This window comes from Burkholderia sp. LS-044 (assembly GCF_004803625.1).
Lineage (GTDB): Bacteria > Pseudomonadota > Gammaproteobacteria > Burkholderiales > Burkholderiaceae > Burkholderia > Burkholderia cepacia.
The window spans coordinates 59,377-75,838 of record NZ_SSWO01000015.1 but is presented as its reverse complement, the minus strand read 5'-3'; the positions used below and the strand labels follow the sequence as shown (position 1 = coordinate 75,838).

The 16,462-nt window shown below is 67.1% G+C and carries 19 protein-coding genes; 2 read left to right on the top strand and 17 right to left on the bottom strand.

The features are described 5' to 3' along the window. Nucleotides 1–21 precede the first annotated feature (21 nt). The 17 genes from E9536_RS30775 to E9536_RS30695 form a co-directional block, all read right to left on the bottom strand. Nucleotides 22–924: a transporter gene (locus tag E9536_RS30775; protein ID WP_059684943.1), complete on the bottom strand. Its 903-nt coding sequence runs from the start codon at nucleotides 922–924 to the stop codon at nucleotides 22–24. A gap of 72 nt (nucleotides 925–996) precedes the next feature. Continuing rightward, nucleotides 997–1,818 carry an alpha/beta fold hydrolase gene (locus tag E9536_RS30770; protein WP_059695203.1) on the bottom strand — a complete coding sequence of 274 codons (822 nt, stop codon included), beginning with the start codon at nucleotides 1,816–1,818 and terminating at the stop codon, nucleotides 997–999. 36 nt (nucleotides 1,819–1,854) lie between these two features. After that, nucleotides 1,855–2,046, bottom strand: a complete 192-nt coding sequence (locus E9536_RS30765; protein ID WP_059684940.1) for a 2-hydroxymuconate tautomerase — start codon at nucleotides 2,044–2,046, stop codon at nucleotides 1,855–1,857. Nucleotides 2,047–2,060: 14 nt separating this feature from the next. Then, complete coding sequence (gene dmpH, locus E9536_RS30760) at nucleotides 2,061–2,849, bottom strand: 2-oxo-3-hexenedioate decarboxylase (RefSeq protein WP_060068268.1); 789 nt, start codon at nucleotides 2,847–2,849, stop codon at nucleotides 2,061–2,063. Continuing rightward, nucleotides 2,846–3,892 (bottom strand): 4-hydroxy-2-oxovalerate aldolase, encoded by a 1,047-nt coding sequence (dmpG, locus tag E9536_RS30755; protein WP_136471918.1) that lies wholly within the window; start codon nucleotides 3,890–3,892, stop codon nucleotides 2,846–2,848. The genes dmpH and dmpG overlap by 4 nt, the downstream gene beginning before the upstream one ends. A gap of 40 nt (nucleotides 3,893–3,932) precedes the next feature. Then, nucleotides 3,933–4,853, bottom strand: coding sequence for an acetaldehyde dehydrogenase (acetylating) (locus E9536_RS30750; protein WP_060068266.1), 921 nt, complete (start codon nucleotides 4,851–4,853; stop codon nucleotides 3,933–3,935). Between the two features lie 40 nt (nucleotides 4,854–4,893). After that, complete coding sequence (gene dmpE / locus E9536_RS30745; protein WP_136471916.1) at nucleotides 4,894–5,676, bottom strand: 2-oxopent-4-enoate hydratase; 783 nt, start codon at nucleotides 5,674–5,676, stop codon at nucleotides 4,894–4,896. A 28-nt stretch (nucleotides 5,677–5,704) separates the two neighbouring features. Then, a complete protein-coding gene (locus E9536_RS30740; protein ID WP_175756656.1) occupies nucleotides 5,705–7,216 on the bottom strand; it encodes a 2-hydroxymuconic semialdehyde dehydrogenase in 1,512 nt (503 codons plus the stop codon). 68 nt (nucleotides 7,217–7,284) lie between these two features. Next, a complete protein-coding gene (locus tag E9536_RS30735; RefSeq protein ID WP_136471914.1) occupies nucleotides 7,285–7,734 on the bottom strand; it encodes a heme-binding protein in 450 nt (149 codons plus the stop codon). 21 nt (nucleotides 7,735–7,755) lie between these two features. Beyond that, nucleotides 7,756–8,700, bottom strand: a complete 945-nt coding sequence (locus tag E9536_RS30730; protein WP_059695191.1) for a catechol 2,3-dioxygenase — start codon at nucleotides 8,698–8,700, stop codon at nucleotides 7,756–7,758. A gap of 18 nt (nucleotides 8,701–8,718) precedes the next feature. Beyond that, entirely contained in the window at nucleotides 8,719–9,075 is a 357-nt protein-coding gene (locus E9536_RS30725) for a 2Fe-2S iron-sulfur cluster-binding protein (RefSeq protein ID WP_060083054.1), read from the bottom strand. Nucleotide 9,076: 1 nt separating this feature from the next. Continuing rightward, nucleotides 9,077–10,141, bottom strand: coding sequence for a phenol 2-monooxygenase domain-containing protein (locus E9536_RS30720; protein ID WP_136471912.1), 1,065 nt, complete (start codon nucleotides 10,139–10,141; stop codon nucleotides 9,077–9,079). A 25-nt stretch (nucleotides 10,142–10,166) separates the two neighbouring features. Continuing rightward, nucleotides 10,167–10,523 carry a phenol hydroxylase subunit P4 gene (locus E9536_RS30715; protein WP_136471910.1) on the bottom strand — a complete coding sequence of 119 codons (357 nt, stop codon included), beginning with the start codon at nucleotides 10,521–10,523 and terminating at the stop codon, nucleotides 10,167–10,169. Between the two features lie 69 nt (nucleotides 10,524–10,592). After that, nucleotides 10,593–12,143 carry an aromatic/alkene/methane monooxygenase hydroxylase/oxygenase subunit alpha gene (locus E9536_RS30710; RefSeq protein WP_136471908.1) on the bottom strand — a complete coding sequence of 517 codons (1,551 nt, stop codon included), beginning with the start codon at nucleotides 12,141–12,143 and terminating at the stop codon, nucleotides 10,593–10,595. Between the two features lie 38 nt (nucleotides 12,144–12,181). Next, nucleotides 12,182–12,451 carry an MmoB/DmpM family protein gene (locus E9536_RS30705; protein WP_059684923.1) on the bottom strand — a complete coding sequence of 90 codons (270 nt, stop codon included), beginning with the start codon at nucleotides 12,449–12,451 and terminating at the stop codon, nucleotides 12,182–12,184. A gap of 35 nt (nucleotides 12,452–12,486) precedes the next feature. Continuing rightward, nucleotides 12,487–13,482: a phenol hydroxylase gene (locus E9536_RS30700; protein ID WP_060318425.1), complete on the bottom strand. Its 996-nt coding sequence runs from the start codon at nucleotides 13,480–13,482 to the stop codon at nucleotides 12,487–12,489. Between the two features lie 16 nt (nucleotides 13,483–13,498). Beyond that, nucleotides 13,499–13,831, bottom strand: a complete 333-nt coding sequence (locus tag E9536_RS30695; protein WP_226113246.1) for a phenol hydroxylase subunit — start codon at nucleotides 13,829–13,831, stop codon at nucleotides 13,499–13,501. 184 nt (nucleotides 13,832–14,015) lie between these two features. On the opposite strand from E9536_RS30695, the gene E9536_RS30690 reads away from it, so the two are divergent. Both E9536_RS30690 and E9536_RS30685 read left to right on the top strand, forming a co-directional pair. Further along, a complete protein-coding gene (locus tag E9536_RS30690) occupies nucleotides 14,016–15,704 on the top strand; it encodes a sigma-54-dependent Fis family transcriptional regulator (protein ID WP_059695183.1) in 1,689 nt (562 codons plus the stop codon). Nucleotide 15,705: 1 nt separating this feature from the next. Next, nucleotides 15,706–16,446, top strand: coding sequence for a GntR family transcriptional regulator (locus E9536_RS30685; protein ID WP_059695181.1), 741 nt, complete (start codon nucleotides 15,706–15,708; stop codon nucleotides 16,444–16,446). The last annotated feature ends 16 nt before the right edge of the window (nucleotides 16,447–16,462 follow it).

Genomic DNA, 16,462 nt, shown 5'->3' with positions numbered 1-16,462 from the left:
TGGCCGGCCCACGCCGTCAGGTCAGAACGGAATGACGGCCTTCGCCCACACGGCCTCGCCGGCCGGCCGGTTGCGGACGAAAAACTCCTTCACGATGCGCGCTTCCACGCTGATCTTGCTGAACTGATAGCGAACCCCCGGCCCGATCGCGAACGCCTGCCCGCGAAACCCGTCGCCCGCGACCGGCTGGCCGTTCTGCATGTCGTCGGTGGTCTGCTTGACGAAGTAGCCCGACAGCCCGACCCGCACCTTCGGTGTCACTGCATAGCTCGCCGAATAGTCGACGTGAAACAGGTTCCCCGAGTGGTAATGCGTGTCGTTGTTCGGCGAGTTGAAGCTGTACGTGATCTTCGCGGATACCTCGACCTTGTCGTTCGGCAGCCACGACACGCCGAATACCGGCCGCGCGGTGTAGTAGTTCTTGCCCGTGTTCAGCGCGGATTGCGCGTCGTACTGCCCGGTCGGGAACACGAACTCGACCGCCGCGACGGTGCGCAACGCGCCCGAGCCCCATGCGATCAGCGCGGGACTGACGATCAGGTCGCCGAGGTTGGTGCGGTCGAACGACGCGCCGCCCGCATCGAGCGCAAGATGCTGCATCGGCAGTACCGCATACGCGCCGTAGCGCCCGCCGAGCACCGACAGGTTCGACATCCAGACCACGCGCGGAATCAGCACGTCCGCATCGAGCTTGAAGCCCGGCACCGAGCCGTTGCCGTGCGAATCGTTGAAGCGCGATGCATGGTAGTGCGTGTAGTACAGCAACGCGTACAGCCCGGCCGGCGGCAGCGCGCCGGCGAAGAACGCTTCCGCGCCCTCGCCGATCGTGTCGCCGCCGCCCTCCGTCGCGCGTGCGCCCGTGCTCAGCGCCATGCCCGCGCAAGCCGCGAGCGAGATCAGTCCGAATGCAGCCTTTCGTTTCATCGATGTCTCCAATATTCGTTCTACTGATTTGATTTATTGTGGTCGTCCTGCGCTGCCTGTCCTGCCGATGCGTTACTCGTTGAAGTGGTCGATCACGAGCCGGTTGAAGCGCGCGGCATGCTCGATCTGCGTCCAGTGCCCGCAGCGGCCGAACACGTGCAGCTGCGCGTTCGGCAGCCATTCCATCAGCTTCAGCGAACTCTCGAGCGGAATCACGCGGTCCTCGCGGCCGTGCACGATCAGCGTGTCATGCGTCAGCGCACGCAACTGCGTCTCGTCGCTCGCGAGCGCATCGACCCAGCGCTGGCGCGGCGCGGGAAACATGTTCGCGAACGCTTCCTGGTAGCCGGGCCGCACGCTCGCGTCGTAGCGCAGCTTCGCGAGCTCGTCGTTCACGAGCGTGCGATCGAATGCGAAGATGTCCAACAGCGCGCGCATGTTCGCGATCGACGGCGTGTAACCCCACACCGCGTCGAGCCCTTCGGTCAGCGTGAAGCGCGTGCCGGCGGCGCCCATCAGCACGAGCTTGCCGACCCGCTCCGGCGCGCGGATCGCGAGTGCCAGCGCGAGCGCGCCGCCGAACGAATTGCCGACCACGTGCGCGCGCTCGACGTCGAGCGCATCGAGCAAGCCCAACGCGTGATCGACCCAGTGCGCCATCGAATAACGGTATCCGGCCGGGCGTTCGGTTTCGCCGAAGCCGGCCATGTCCGGCGCGATCACGCGGAACTGCCGCGCAAGCGCCGGCATCGTGAGCCGCCAGTTCGCATAGGCCGTGACACCGGGCCCCGAGCCGTGGATCAGAAGCACGGGCGGGCCGTCGCCGACGTCGTGATAATTCGTGTCGATGCCGCCGGCGACGATCCGGCGGCCGATTTCAGGATTGGATGACATGACGCTCCCCCAGTCGATTCATGTAGACGCGGCGCATCAGCGCCCGCGCTGCTTCGCGCTCTGCCCGCCGATCCCGAAATGCGCCTTCGGCATCTCGGTGATGATCACGCGCACCGATTCGACCGGTGCGTCGAGCGAGCGATGGATGGCTTCGGTGACCTCGGCGATCAGGCGTTCCTTCTTGTCGTCGCTGCGGCCTTCCAGGATGTACAGATGAGCAACCGGCACGATCGGCCTCCCCGTCAGATGAAACGCAGGCCGACCGACCCGATGTCCTGCACGCGCAGCGTCACGCTGTCGCCGGCCGCGACGGCCACCGCCTCGGTGATGCCGCCCGACAGGATCAGGCTGCCCGCCGGAATCGATTCGCCGCGCGCGCCGAGATGGTTCGCGAGCATCGCGATCGCGGCGGCCGGATGCCCGAGCACGGCCGCGCCCGCACCGAACGCGACCGGCAGCCCGTTCTTCTCGAGCACGACGCCGAGCGTGCGCAGATCGACGCCGTCCACCGGCAACGGGCGCCCACCCGCCACGAAGCGCGCGGCCGACGTGTTGTCGGCCACCACGCTCTTCAGGTCGAACTTGAAGTCGCGGTAACGGCTGTCGATCACCTCGATGCCGGCAATGACGAAATCCGTCGCGGCGAGCACCGCACCGATATGACAACCGGGGCCTTTCAGCTCGGCCTTCGTCACGAACGCGATCTCGGGCTCCACCTTCGGGTGAATCAGCGCGGACGTGTCGCACTCGCCGCCGTCGGGCAGGTCGTAGAGATCGGTGAGGAAGCCGAACACGGGCGTATCGACGCCCATCTGGCGCATCTTCGCGTGCGATGTCAGGCCGGCCTTGTAGCCGACGATCCGTGCGCCGCGTGCGAGCTGCCGGCGTCGGATCGCGTCCTGGACCGCGTATGCGTCGTCCCAGTCCATTTCCGGATGCCGGTCGGTGATCTTCGGCGTGTCGCGCGCTTCGCGCATGCAGTCGTCGAGATGCGCGGCGAGCGATTCGACAGTCTCGTTGGTCAGGTTCATGCAGCCTCCCGCTTCGCTTGCGCCGCGCGCGCCTTCGCGAGCGTCAACGCCGTGTCTTCGATCATGTCTTCCTGGCCGCCGACCATCCCGCGCCTGCCCAGCTCGACGAGGATGTCGCGCGCCGGGATCCCGTACTTGTCGCCCGCACGCTTCGCGAACAGCAGGAACGACCCGTACACGCCCGCATAACCGAGCGTCAGTGCATCGCGATCGACGCGGATCGGGAAATCCATCATCGGCACGACGAGATCCTCGGCGACGTCCTGGATCTTCCACACGTCGACGCCGGTCTCGATGCCCATCCGCTGGCACACGGCGACGAACACTTCGAGCGGCGTGTTGCCGGCGCCGGCGCCGAGGCCGGCCGCCGCGCCGTCGATCCGGTTAGCGCCGGCCTCGATCGCCGCGATCGAGTTCGCGACGCCCATCGCGAGGTTGTGGTGGCCATGAAAGCCGAGTTCGGTATCCGGCTGCAGCGCGTCGCGCACCGCGGCGAGGCGCGCCTTCACGTCGTCGGGCAGCATGTAGCCGGCCGAATCGGTGATGTAGATGCAGTTCGCGCCGTACGACTCCATCAGCTTCGCCTGCTTCACGAGCCCTTCCGGGCTGTTCATGTGACTCATCATCAGGAAGCCGACGGTATCCATGCCGAGCTTGCGCGCCATCGCGATGTGCTGCTCGGACACATCGGCCTCGGTGCAGTGCGTCGCGACGCGGATCGTCTGCACGCCAAGCCCATGCGCCTCCTTCAGGTGATCGACGGTGCCGATGCCCGGCAGCAGCAGCGCCGACACCTTCGCGCGCTTCAGCAGCGGGATCACCGCGCCGAGGTATTCGGCATCGGTGTGCGCGGGAAAGCCGTAATTGACCGACGAGCCGCCGAGCCCGTCGCCGTGCGTGACTTCGATCAGCGGCACGCCGGCCGCATCGAGCCCGGTCGCGACCGCGCGCATCTGGTCGAGCGTCATCCGGTGACGCTTCGGGTGCATGCCGTCACGCAGCGTCATGTCGTGGACGGTGATTCGCTTGCCTTTGAGATTCATTGCCGTTTCCTTGTTCGTCCGGTCATGGGAGAAGCGCGCGTCAGGCTGCCTGCGCAACCGGCTGGAGCGCGAGGCGGCCGGCCAGCAGTTCCTCGGCGAACATCTCGGCGGTGCGCGCGGCGGCGGCCGTCATGATGTCGAGGTTGCCCGCGTATTTCGGCAGGTAGTCACCGAGGCCTTCGACCTCGAGGTAGATCGACACGCGGTTGCCGTCGAACACCGGCCCGTTGACGAGCCGGTAGCCCGGTACGTAGCGCTGCACGTCGGCGATCATCGCGTGCACCGATTCGACGATGCGCGCTTCGTCGGGCGCGCTTTCCGTCAGGCAATGCACGGTGTCGCGCATGATCAGCGGCGGATCGGCCGGGTTGATCACGATGATCGCCTTGCCGGCCTGCGCGCCGCCGACCTGCGCGACCGCCGCCGCCGTCGTGCGCGTGAATTCGTCGATGTTCTTGCGCGTGCCGGGGCCGACCGAGCGCGACGACACGGTCGCGACGATCTCGCCGTATGCGACCGGCTGCACGCGGGACACCGCGCGCACCATCGGGATCGTCGCCTGGCCGCCGCAGGTGACCATGTTGACGTTCATCTCGCCGGAGCCGATGTGATCCTTCAGGTTCACGGGCGGCACGCAGTACGGGCCGATCGCGGCCGGCGTCAGGTCGATCATCAGCACGCCGAGCGCGTTGAGCTTGCGGCTGTTCTCCGCGTGGACGTACGCGCTCGTCGCGTCGAACGCGATCTGCACGCCGTCGGCCTGCACGTGCGGCAGCAGGCCGTCGACGCCTTCCGCGGTCGTCTTCAGCCCGAGTTCGCGCGCCCGCTTCAGGCCGTCTGAATCGGGATCGATGCCGACCATCCAGACGGGTTCGAGCACGGGGCTGCGCATGAGTTTGGCGAGCAGATCGGTGCCGATGTTGCCGGGGCCGATCAGCGCGCAACGGATCTTTCGGGTCATGGGGATGTCCTCGTTTGCGATTGAATGGAAACGGCGCCGCTCACGCGAACCGCACCGAACACGCGCCGATCCCGCCGATCGACACGCGGAAGTTGTCGCCGGGCCCGGCCGGCGCCATCGCGGCGAGTGCGCCGGACAGGATCACCTCGCCGGCCTTCAGCGGAATGCCGAGGCGGCCGAGCGTATTGGCGAGCCACGCGACGGCGTTCACCGGCGAACCGAGCGCGGCCGCGCCGGCGCCGGTGCCGATCACGTCGCCGTTCTTCTCGAGCACCATCCCGCAGGTCGAGAGATCGACGCGGCGCGTGCTCACCGCCTGGTCGCCGAGCACGAACACGCCGCACGACGCGTTGTCGGCCACCGTGTCGCCGATGCGGATCTTCCAGTCGCGAATGCGCGAATCGACGATCTCGAAGCACGGCATCACGCATTCGGTCGCGGCCAGCACCATCGCGTTCGTCACGCCGGGGCCGAGCAGGTCGCGCTTCAGCACGAATGCGATCTCGCCTTCGGCCTTCGGCTGAATCAGCGTGTCGAGCGCGATGCATTCGCCCTCGCCGACCACCATGCCCGACAGCAGGTAGCCGAAATCGGGCTGGTACACGCCGAGCATGTCCATCACGGCTTTCGACGTGACGCCGATCTTCTTGCCGACGACGGTCTCGCCGGCGTCCAGGCGGCGCTGCACGAAGCGCTGCTGGATCCGGTACGCGTCGTCGATCGACAGGTCCTCGTGCTGCGACGTCAGCGGCGCGACGGGCACGCGCGACGTCATCGCGTCGTACAGCCGGTCGCCCAGCGTGGTAATCAATGTGGAGTCCATAAGCGTTTTCCGGTCGGTAACGGGGGAATCAAAGCTTGATGCAGACGTTGCGGAGTTCCGTGTAGAACTCGAGCGAATGCACGCCGCCTTCGCGGCCGATGCCCGATTGCTTCGCACCGCCGAATGCGGTGCGCAGGTCGCGCAGGAACCACGAGTTGACCCACGCGATGCCGACGTCGATCGACGCGGCGACGCGATGCGCGCGGGCCAGGCTGGTCGTCCAGATCGCGGTCGACAGCCCGTACACGTTCGCATTCGCGCGGCCGATCACCTCGGCTTCAGAGTCGAACGGCATCACGAGCGTGCACGGGCCGAAGATTTCCTCGCGTGCGATCGGCGAATCGTCGCCGAGGCCGGTCCAGATCGTCGGCTGTACCCACGCGCCGCCGCGCAGGTCGTCCGGCAGGTCGGGCACGCCGCCGCCCGTCACGACCGTCGCGCCGAGTTCGGTCGCCTTGCGGTAGTACGACAGCACCTTGTCGCGGTGTTCCTGGCTGATCAGCGGGCCGATGCCGGTCGTGTCCGCTTCCGGGCGGCCCGGCCGCAGCGCCTCGGCGCCTGCCTTCAGCGCGGCGACGAAACGCTCGAACAGCGGGCGCTCGACGTACACGCGCTCCGTGCCGAGACACACCTGCCCGGCATTCGCGAAGCACGAGCGCAACGTGCCCTCGACGGCCGCGTCGAAGTCGCAATCGGCGAACACGATCGCCGCGTTCTTGCCGCCCATCTCGAGGCTGACTGGCCGCGCGCCGTCGGCGGCCGCCTTCATGATCGCCGCACCGGTGCGCGTCTCGCCGGTAAACGTGATCGCGTTCACGCCGGGATGGGTCGTCAGGAATTCGCCGGCTGAATCGGGCCCGAAACCGTGCACGACGTTGTAGACGCCGCGCGGCACGCCCGCCGCGTTCATCACTTCGCCGAGCAGCGCAGCCGTCTGCGGCGTTTCCTCCGACGGCTTCACGACCACGGTGTTGCCGCACGCGAGTGCCGGCCCGACCTTCCACGTCATCAGCAGCAACGGCAGGTTCCACGGGCAGATCACGCCGACCACGCCGACCGGGCGGCGAATCGCGTAGTTGAGCGCGCCCGCGCCGTCCGGCGTCGCCATTTCGAAGGTTTCGCCCGGCACGTTCTTCACGATGTCGGCGAACACCTTGAAGTTCGCGGCGCCGCGCGGGATGTCGATATGGCTCGCGAGGCTCACCGGCTTGCCGGTGTCGGCCACTTCGGCCTCGAGAAAATCGTCGAAGCGGCGCGTGATGCCATCGGCTACCGCGTACAGGATCTCGACGCGCTGTGCGACCGTGATGCCGCCCCACGGCCCCGACAGCGCCGCGCGCGCCGCGTGGACGGCCGCGTCGACGTCGGCGCGGCTCGCTTCGGCCACGCGCGCGATCACCGCGTTGTCGAGCGGCGAGCGCTTGTCGAACCAGCGTTCTCCGGCGCGATAGCTGCCGTCGATGAAATTGCGGACGAGCCGCACGTCCGGCTGCCCGCCGGCGGGGCCGCGCGTCGCGGCGATGGGTTCGGTGTCGTACATGATGTGTCTGTCGAGTGTCTTGAATCCGTGATCCGGTGGGTTCGTTCCGCGCGTTCGCGTGCCGTGCGTCATCGCGCGCGGAAGCCGGCGGCAGCGAGGCCCGCGTGCGCGCACTGTTCGTCCTGCGCCTCGCTGCCGCCCGACACGCCGATGCCGCCGATCCGCACGCCGTCGTCGTCGATCGGCAAGCCGCCGCCGAACGCGACGAAGCGTGCGCGCAAGACGAGCCCCTGCCGCACCGCGTCCGAATGCGTGGCCAGCGCGTCGTGCCAGCCGCCGGTCGGCACGCCGAAACTCGCGGCCGTGTACGCCTTGTCGATCGCGATGTCGATCGAATGCAGCGGCGCGCCGGGCATCCGCACGAAGGCCGCGAGCAGCCCCGCCGCATCGACCACCGCGACGTTCACGCGCACGCCGAGCCGTTCGGCCGCTTCTGCCGCCGCGTGCGCGACGCGCGCGGCGGCCGGCCAGTCGATCGTGCGCAACGCGACGCTGCGGGTCGAATCATTCCGTGCCATGACGCTGTGCTCCTTCGCGGGTCAGGTGTAGACGGTCGTGAACGCTTCGTTCAGCTCGCCGGAGTGGAAGAAGATCCCGCGCCCGAGTTCGTCCTCGGTCCAGGTCGTGACCGGGCGATCGGGTTGCGCGAGATAGCCGAGCCCCGCGAAGGTTTCGTTGCGGTTGCCGCTCGGATCGAAGAAGTAGATGGTCGTGCCGCGCGTGATGCCGTGCCGCGTGGGCGCGACGTCGATCTTCACCTTGTTCTTCGCCATCACGTCGGCCGACTTCAGCACGTCGGCCCAGTCGTCGAGGAAGAACGCGATGTGATGCAGGCCGTTGCGCGGGCCGCCGACGAACGCGATGTCGTGCGGCGTCGAGCTGCGGAACATCCACGTCGCGGCGCGAATCGTGTTGCCCGGGCCGACCATCACCTGCTCGGCCAGATGGAAGTCGAGGCACTCGGCCATGAAGCGCGTGTTCTCCTCGACACGGTTCACGCCGGTCTCGGGATTCAGCTCGCACATCAGCAGGCAATGGTCGAGCCAGTGCACGGCCGAGCCCGGAATGTCGTCGGGCCAAGGATCGGGATTCAGCGAACCGACGGCCGTGCCGACCTGCTCCTTCTGCGCGAACAGGCGCAATTCATGCCCGCTCGGCAGCAGGAACCGCAGCTGGCGGCCCACGGCCGGCAACGCGCCTTCCGGCAGCATCTCGGTCTTGATCCCGTACGCGTCGATCCGCTGCCGCAGCGTGTCGAGGTCGGCATCGCGCTCGACCTTGTAGGCCGCATGCTTGAGCCCGGCCTGGTCGGACGGCGACAGGATCAGCGAATAGCGGTCCCATTCGTCCCAGCATTTCAGGTAGACGTTGCCGGCCGCGTCGCGCATCGTCTCCTGCATGCCGAGCACGCGTATGTAATGACGCAGCGCCGCTTCCATGTCCATCACCTTCAGATTGACATGACCAATACGCATCACACTCATGGTGAGTCTCCTCCTTGGTTACTTGTTGAGTTCCGGCGTCCCGGCACAGGCCGATCCGCAGAAAAACGGCTTCTTCAGCCGGCCGGCCACTTCCAGTTCGACGTCGCCGTCGGCCGTCACGCGGCACGCGAGCGCATAACCGTCGTCCTCCTCCTCGGCGCTCACGTGCGCGCGGCTGACCGGTCCGAGCTTGCGCACCGCGCCGCGCAGCACGCGCACCTTGCACACGCCGCACCCGCCGTTCAGGCAGCCGACCGGGATGCCGCGCCGGCCGAGCTTCGCCATGCCGGCCAGTAGCGATTCGCCGGCGCCGCATGCGTAGCGCTCGTCGGTCTGCGCGATCGTCACCGTCGCGCACACGCGGCCCGCGTCCATGTCACACCCGCCGGAACAGCGGGCTGCGCGTCTGTTGCGCGTCGGCCGCCGAAATGAACTTCTCGTGATAGATGTCGCGCTCGAACAGGCGCCCCTGCATCAGCGCGGTGATGCACGCGTCGATCATCGCGGGCGGTCCGCACAGGTAGGCTTGATGGCCGGAGAAGTCGCCGTCGAAATGCGCCTTCGCGACGTCGTGCACGAAGCCGTTCGCGACGCCGTCACCCGCGTCCGGTGCGCCTTCCGACAGCGCCGGCACGTACGTGAAATTCGGGTAGCGTTCGGCCAGCGCGCGGAATTCGTCGTGGTAATAAAGCTCCTTCGCGTTGCGCTGGCCGTAGATCAGCGTGATCGGCGCGGTAACGCCGCTCGCGAGCAGGTCGGCGATCATCGAGCGCGGGCTCGACAGCCCGGAGCCGCCGGCCATGAAGATCATCGGCAGCGCGGCCGAGCGGCGCACGAAGAAACGGCCGTACGGGCCCGACAGCCGCACGCGGTCGCCGGTCGCCAGCTGCTCGTGCAGGTAGCTGGTGCCCAGGCCGCCCGGCACCTGACGCACGTTCAGCTCGATCTCGTCGGTGGCGGCCACATCCGCCGGTGCGTTCGCGATCGAGAACGCGCGGCTCTGCCCGAGCCCGGGGATTTCGAGCTGCACGTACTGGCCGGCCTGGAAATGGATCGGCTGCGACAGCTTCAGGCGGATCGACTTGATGGTCGGCGTGAGCTGCTCGATGCGCGTGACGTCGGCCGCGAAGTCCTTGACCGGGATGATCTCCGCGTCGGGCTCCTCGTCGACGTCGGCCTCGATCACGGTGTCGGCCTGCAGCGTCGCGCAGCATGCGAGCGCCTTGCCTTCCTCGCGCTCGAAATCCATCAGCGCGAACGGGTTCGCGTCGCCAAGATCGGTCTCGCCGTCGAGCACGGCGACCTTGCAGGTGCCGCACAGGCCGTGACAGCACGCGTGCGGAATGTAGATGCCCTGGCGCAGCGCGGCATCGAGCATCGTCTGTCCTTCCTCGACCTCGATCGTGACGCCCAGCGGCTCGATGGTAAGTTGGTGGCTCATGATGGTTCGCTCGTCCGCGTGGCGGTCAGAAGCTCGCGCCGCCGAGGCCGTCGAGGCCCGGCGTGCGGAAGCTGATCAGGTCCTTGTGCCCGAGGCCGTTGCCGGCGAGGCTCTGCGCGGGATCCGGCGTCCACGGCTCACCGGAGCGGAACCACTCGACGCGATCCCAGTCGATCTTCGCGAAATCCGGGTGGTAGCCGTAGACGGGCGGCAGCACGTCGCGCACGAGCGCGCCGAACGGCAGGTCGGGCGGCAGCGGCAGGCAGAACGGCGCCGGGAACATCAGGTGGTCTTCCCAGCACACGTAGAGCAGCGGCGCCGGGAACTTCCCGACCGCGTCCTTCACCGGGAAGTCGTAGGGTTTGAGCGCGATGACGGCCATGTTTGTCTCCTGTCGGCCGGCGTTCGCGCCTTCGCGCGTGCGCCGGTCTCGTTCAAGGTTGCGTATTGATCAGTTGCTCGTGACCTGGCCGCGCCAGGCCGCGAAGTTCTTCTGGTCTTCCGAGCCTTCGAAATCGAGGTTGTCGCGGCCCATCCGCACCGCGTAGTAGTCGAGCACCGCGGCGAGCGGATCGAAGCCTTCCGCCGTCGGGTCCGCATCGGGCGGGAAGCAGTTGCCCTGATGGATCTGGTGCACCGGCAGCCACGCCTGCACGTACTTCTGCGGCTCGTGATCGAAGATTTCCTTGCAGTGATCGCTGCAGAAATGGAACTTGTTGCCGAGGTAATCCGATTCGCGCGCGCCGATCTTGCGTGCGTTGCCGGGCTCGGTGAACAGCATCGGGATCTGGCAGGTCTGGCACAGCATCGGCAGCGTCTTCATGTAGAAGCGGTTGCCGGCCTTCGCCTGCTCGCCCCAGTAATCGAAGCGCGGGCGGTAGTAGCGGTCGAACGAATCCGGATACTTCGCGGACAGCCACGCCATCTCATCCTCGCCCGGCACCCACGTATGGAATGCGGACGCCGCGTTGAAGCCGTAGAACGTCGACCACGCCTGGTGGCTAATGTGGTCCTTGCCTTCGCATGCGTCCTGCCAGCCCTTCGGCTCGCGAATGCCGTAGCGTGCGAGATCCTTGAACAGCGCGCCGCCGTTCTGCTCCGCGTACATCTCCCACGATTCGCGCCAGCTCATCACGCGCTTCGGCTGCATGTAGTCCATCATCATCGCGACGAGCGTCAGCAGCCGGTAGCCGCGCCAGAACCACTTGTCGATCCAGCGCTGCACGATCGGCACGTTGTCGGGATCCTGTTCGAGCAGGAACTTGATGCACTCGATGCCGAGCGTCATGTGACGCGATTCGTCCGATTGCGCGGAGAAGCCGAACGTGACGGTCGACATGTCGCCGTTGTATGCGGCGCCCGACATGAACGGCACGAACAGCAGGTTCGTCAGCACGTATTCGAACGAGAAGCTCACGGCGGTCAGGAATTCGAACGGCCCCGACGAATACGCATCCTCGAAGAACGACTTCGGCACCGACAGGTACCAGACGCGATCGAACCAGTGGTTCGAGTGATGGAACCCGTTGAAGAACCTGTTGTACGTCGACATCGCGTGCGTTTCGGTCTGGTAGTGCCGCAGCTCGTCGATCGACTGCATCTGGCACGCGATGCGCGCGCCCTCGCCGGTGAAATGCCGGCCGACGTGCGCGAAGCCGCGGTGCGCGAGGTATTCGAGCGGCGTCACGCCCTGGATGAACAGCTTCAGCGCATTGATGTAGCGCGCGTCCGTCACGCCGAGGAACGCGTTGTTCTGCGTGAACGCGTCGATCACCGCGTACAGTTTCTTTTCCTTCTCGCCCTGGTATTTCCAGTACGCGTCCATCGTCAGGCGGAACGGGTCGACCCACTTGTCCCAGTCGTGGATCTTGATGCCCTCGTAGCGGTCGTACGGGAATACCTTGTCCATCGGCTGGTAGGTCGTTTCCCAGCCGAGGCCGCGCGTCATCGCCGCGTAGCGGTCCTTCAGGCCGAGCTTTTTCTTGAGCGTAGGCGTATCCATTCGTGTCTCCGGTGTTGTCGGTGCGCGGTGCGCGGCGTTCAGTGCGACCAGCTCAGCGTGAACTGGTCGTCGTCCTCGTCGATGTGGCCCGACAGCGTGATCAGGTTCACCTGCAGCTGCTGCAGGTCGAAGCGCGTGCCGGTCAGTTCCTCGATCGTTTCGCGGCGGATCGTCAGCCGGTCCGGCGAATCGATCTTGACCATGCCGGGCGACTCGACCACCGTCGCGAGCGGGTTGTCCGCGACGATCGCCTCGACGATCGGTCTGGATTCCTCATTTGCCTGGAAGGCGATGAATACGTTGGACATGCTGGTTTCCCTGTTTGAGTGATTGACGCCCGTCGTCAGAACGCGATGCCGAGCTTCGCGATGCGCGCATGGAACAGCTCGCGCACTTCGTCGAGCGCCGCACGACCGTCGTCCCGCAACGCCAGCGCCGCCACCGGCGCGAGCGCCGCATCGGCCCGTGCGGACCAGTCGCGCGTCCAGCGGGCAAGCAGTGCGCGGTTGTCGTCCGATTCGGCCGCCATCGTTTTCACGACCGCGTCGATCCAGCGGTTCGATTCCGTGTGCCATTCGGGCATGAACGCGGTCAGCATCGCGACGGCCGAGCCGCCCGCGAGCGCGATCCGTTCATCGACGAAGCGGTCGTATATGAGCGGATAAAGCAGCCCGTCGAGCGCGAGGTTCTGCGCGACGAACAGCTCGACCGGATCGGCGACGACCAGCGTGTCCTCGACGTAGCGGCGCAGCGGCTGCCACGCGGCGCCGGTCAGCCATGCCGCCTTGGCCGTATCGAGCGTGTCGGGCTCGGCCATCGCAAGCGCGAGACGCGTGAGGTACTGCGCGACGCCGAGGTTGTCCATCGCATGGAACATCGCGGGGGCGGTGAACGCCGTGCCGTAGCCGAGCGCGCAGACCTGCGCGTTGTTCATGTTCGCGCCCCACGCCGCGTGGCGCAGCGGCACCAGCACGTCGAGCGCGTGCGCAGCGACGTCGTCGCGCATCAGGCCGATCATCCGGCGCGATTCGACGAACTCGAAGTTCGCTTCCATCGTGTCCTGCTGGCGCGCCCGCGCGGTTGCCCACGACGCGTAGTAGAACTGGCGCGGGTCCTTCAGCGCATACCAGTCCGCCATCCGGATCGCCGAACGCGACGCGTCGAAGATCTCGTGATCGGGGTCCCACGTCGGCCGGTAATGGAAGTTCGCCTGGGGCTGCGCGCCCATCATGCCTTCCTGGTAGCGCGTCGCCGTCCTGTCGCCGCCGATGTGCTGCGCGACGTGCGCAAAGGTGTGCCGGAGCGGCTTGATGTCGACTGTCTTCAGCTCGATGGTCACTTCTTGCTCCTCAAGGTCATGGGTTCGCTTCGACGTCCAGCCGCGTGACCTGCTGTTCGCGGCAGAACGCGTCGAAGGCGGCAGGAGGCAACGTCAGCTCGACGCACAGCTCCGGCGCGCCGCCGATCGACAGCTCGAATTCGACGAAGCCGCGTGAGTTCGTGCCGGTCACGCGGACGCACTTGCGGCCCGGGTCGAGCGGAGAAAGATCGGTGTCGGGTGGATTCATGTTCGGTGTCGCCTCCATGCCGTCCTTCAATGCAGCATCCGTGCCACACTCGGCCGGCTTGGCAAAAAATCTCGATAATTCAGGGAAAGCCCTGACGTAAAGTTTGAATTCGAGATCCACAATGGCGGTTAACCAGAACGCGATCCGCGCCCGGACTATCGCGCCGAACCCCTGATCAGACGGACTCCTTCATCATTTGATCAATCCGGTTTCGCGCATTTGATCAAATGATCAACCCGTCACGTGTCCCCGGGCGCCGCTTGCGGAAATTTCGAAAATCACGAGAAATCTCGACGGAGGAGACATGACGCGGCCCAGCCTGCCCCCCTTGCCGCCAGACACCGACCTGCGCAAGCTGATCCATTTTTCGGCGAGCGACGGCCGCATCTGGCTCGCCGGACAGCGGATGGTGCTGCTCCATGCCGGCGCGCTGGCGACGCTGCGCCAGGAACTGATGGAAAGCGTCGGCCCGGCGCAGACGCGGCGATTCTTCACGCGCGTCGGCTTTGCCGCCGGCGAACGGGACGCCGCGCTCGCGCGCGAGATCCGCAGCGGCGCATCGCTGTTCGACATGTTTCATGTCGGCCCGCAGTTGCACATGCTCGAAGGCGCGGTGCAGGTCACGCCGCTGCGTTTCGAAGCGGACCCTGCGACCGGTGCGTTCTATTGCGAGTACCGGTGGGAGCATTCCTGGGAAGCCGACGTGCACCGCCGCACGTTCGGCCCGCAGCCCGAGCCCGTGTGCTGGATGCTGATCGGCTATGCGACCGGCTATACGAGCGCGTTCATCGGCCGGACCATCCTGTTCAAGGAAACGTCCTGTGTCGGCATGCACGATCCGCACTGCACGATCGTCGGCAAGCCGGCCGACGAATGGCCCGATGCAGAGGAAATCTCGTCGTGGTTCAAGGCCGATTCGCTGATCAATACGATCCGCGACCTGCAGACCGAGGTCGAATCGCTGCGCCTCGAAATCGCGCCCGACGACAGCCGGACGAAGCTCGTCGGGCGCTCCGATGCGTTTCGCGCCGCATACGCGCTGCTCGAAACGGCCGCGCCGACCAAGGTCGCCGTGCTGCTCACCGGCGAGACGGGCGTCGGCAAGGAACGGTTCGCCCGCGCGCTGCACAGCCTCAGCCCGCGCGCCGCGAAGCCGTTCGTCGCGATCAACTGCGCGGCGATTCCGCACGCACTGATCGAATCGGAACTGTTCGGCGCGGAGAAGGGCGCGTTCACGGGCTCGCAGGCCACGCGCGCCGGGCGCTTCGAGCGCGCGAACGGCGGCACGCTGTTCCTCGACGAGATCGGCGAACTGCCGCTCGACGTGCAGGCCAAGCTGCTGCGCGTGCTTCAGGAGGGCGAAGTCGAGCGGCTCGGCGCGACGGAAGGCAGGAAGGTCGACGTGCGCGTCGTCGCGGCGACCAACCGCGACCTCGAACAGGCCGTGCGCGACGGCACCTTTCGCGCGGACCTCTATTACCGGATCAACGTCTACCCGGTGCTGATCCCGCCGCTGCGCGACCGGCAGGACGATATCGCGCTGCTCGCCGACGCGATGCTCGAACGCTTCGCGTCGCTGCACGGCAAGCCTGCGCCCACGCTGACCGACTATGCGTACGACACGCTGCGCGGCTACCGGTGGCCCGGCAACGTGCGCGAGCTCGAGAACCTGATCGAGCGCGCGGTGATCCTGTCGCGCCCGAACCGGCCGGTCGACGCGAAGGACCTGTTCCCCGGCGTCGGGCTGCCCGGCGGCGCGACGGTCGACCGTGCGGGGCAGATTCGCCCGGCGGCCGCGCTGTCGATCGACTGCGCGACGCTGCTCGACCAGTTGCAGGGCGGCGGCGGGCTCGACGGCCTCGAGCGTGCGCTGCTGCATGAAGCCGTCGACCGCGCGAACGGCAACCTGTCGGCCGCCGCACGCCTGCTCGGCGTGACACGCGCGCAGCTCAGCTACCGCCTCAATCGCAAACACGATCAGGAGGACGCCTGACATGAACACCATCCTGCCCGCGCCCCCGTTCACCGACACGCTGCCCGACGACGCGTCGGCGACCGACGATACCGTCGAGCCGCATGCCCGCACGCTCAGCGAGCATGCATACCATCAGCTGCGCCAGCACATCGTCGAAGGCCACTACCCGCCGGGCGCGAAGCTGCGCGTCGAGCATCTGAAGAACGTGTACGGCGTCGGCGCCGGCACGCTGCGCGAAGCGCTCACGCGGCTCGTCAGCGATGCGCTGGTCGTCGCCGAAGGGCAGCGCGGCTTTCGCGTGACGCCGATGTCGGTCGACGATCTCGAAGCGATCACACGGCTGCGCATCCACATCGAGGTCGATGCATTGCGCGAATCCGTGCGACGCGGCGACGACGCATGGGAACAGCGCGTGCGCCAGAGCTTCGAGATGCTGTCGGCGTGGGAACAACCGGTGTCGATCGCGCACCGGACCGCGTGGGAAGCGTGCAACCGGCGCTTTCACGAAGCGCTGATCTCGGCCGCCGCGACGCCGTGGACCTACCTGATCCTGCGGATGCTCTCGCAGCAAAGCGAACGGTACCGGCGCGTGTGCATTGGGCTCGGCGATTCGAAGCGCGACGTGCATGCGGAACATGCGTGCCTGTTCGACGCCGCGATGCGGCGCGCCGATGCGCGCGCGGCGCTCGCGCTCGAGGACCATATCGGCACGACGCTCGCGGTGGTGCGCAACGCGCCGCCCGGCACGCTGCCGTTCTAGCGCTTCACGGCATGCT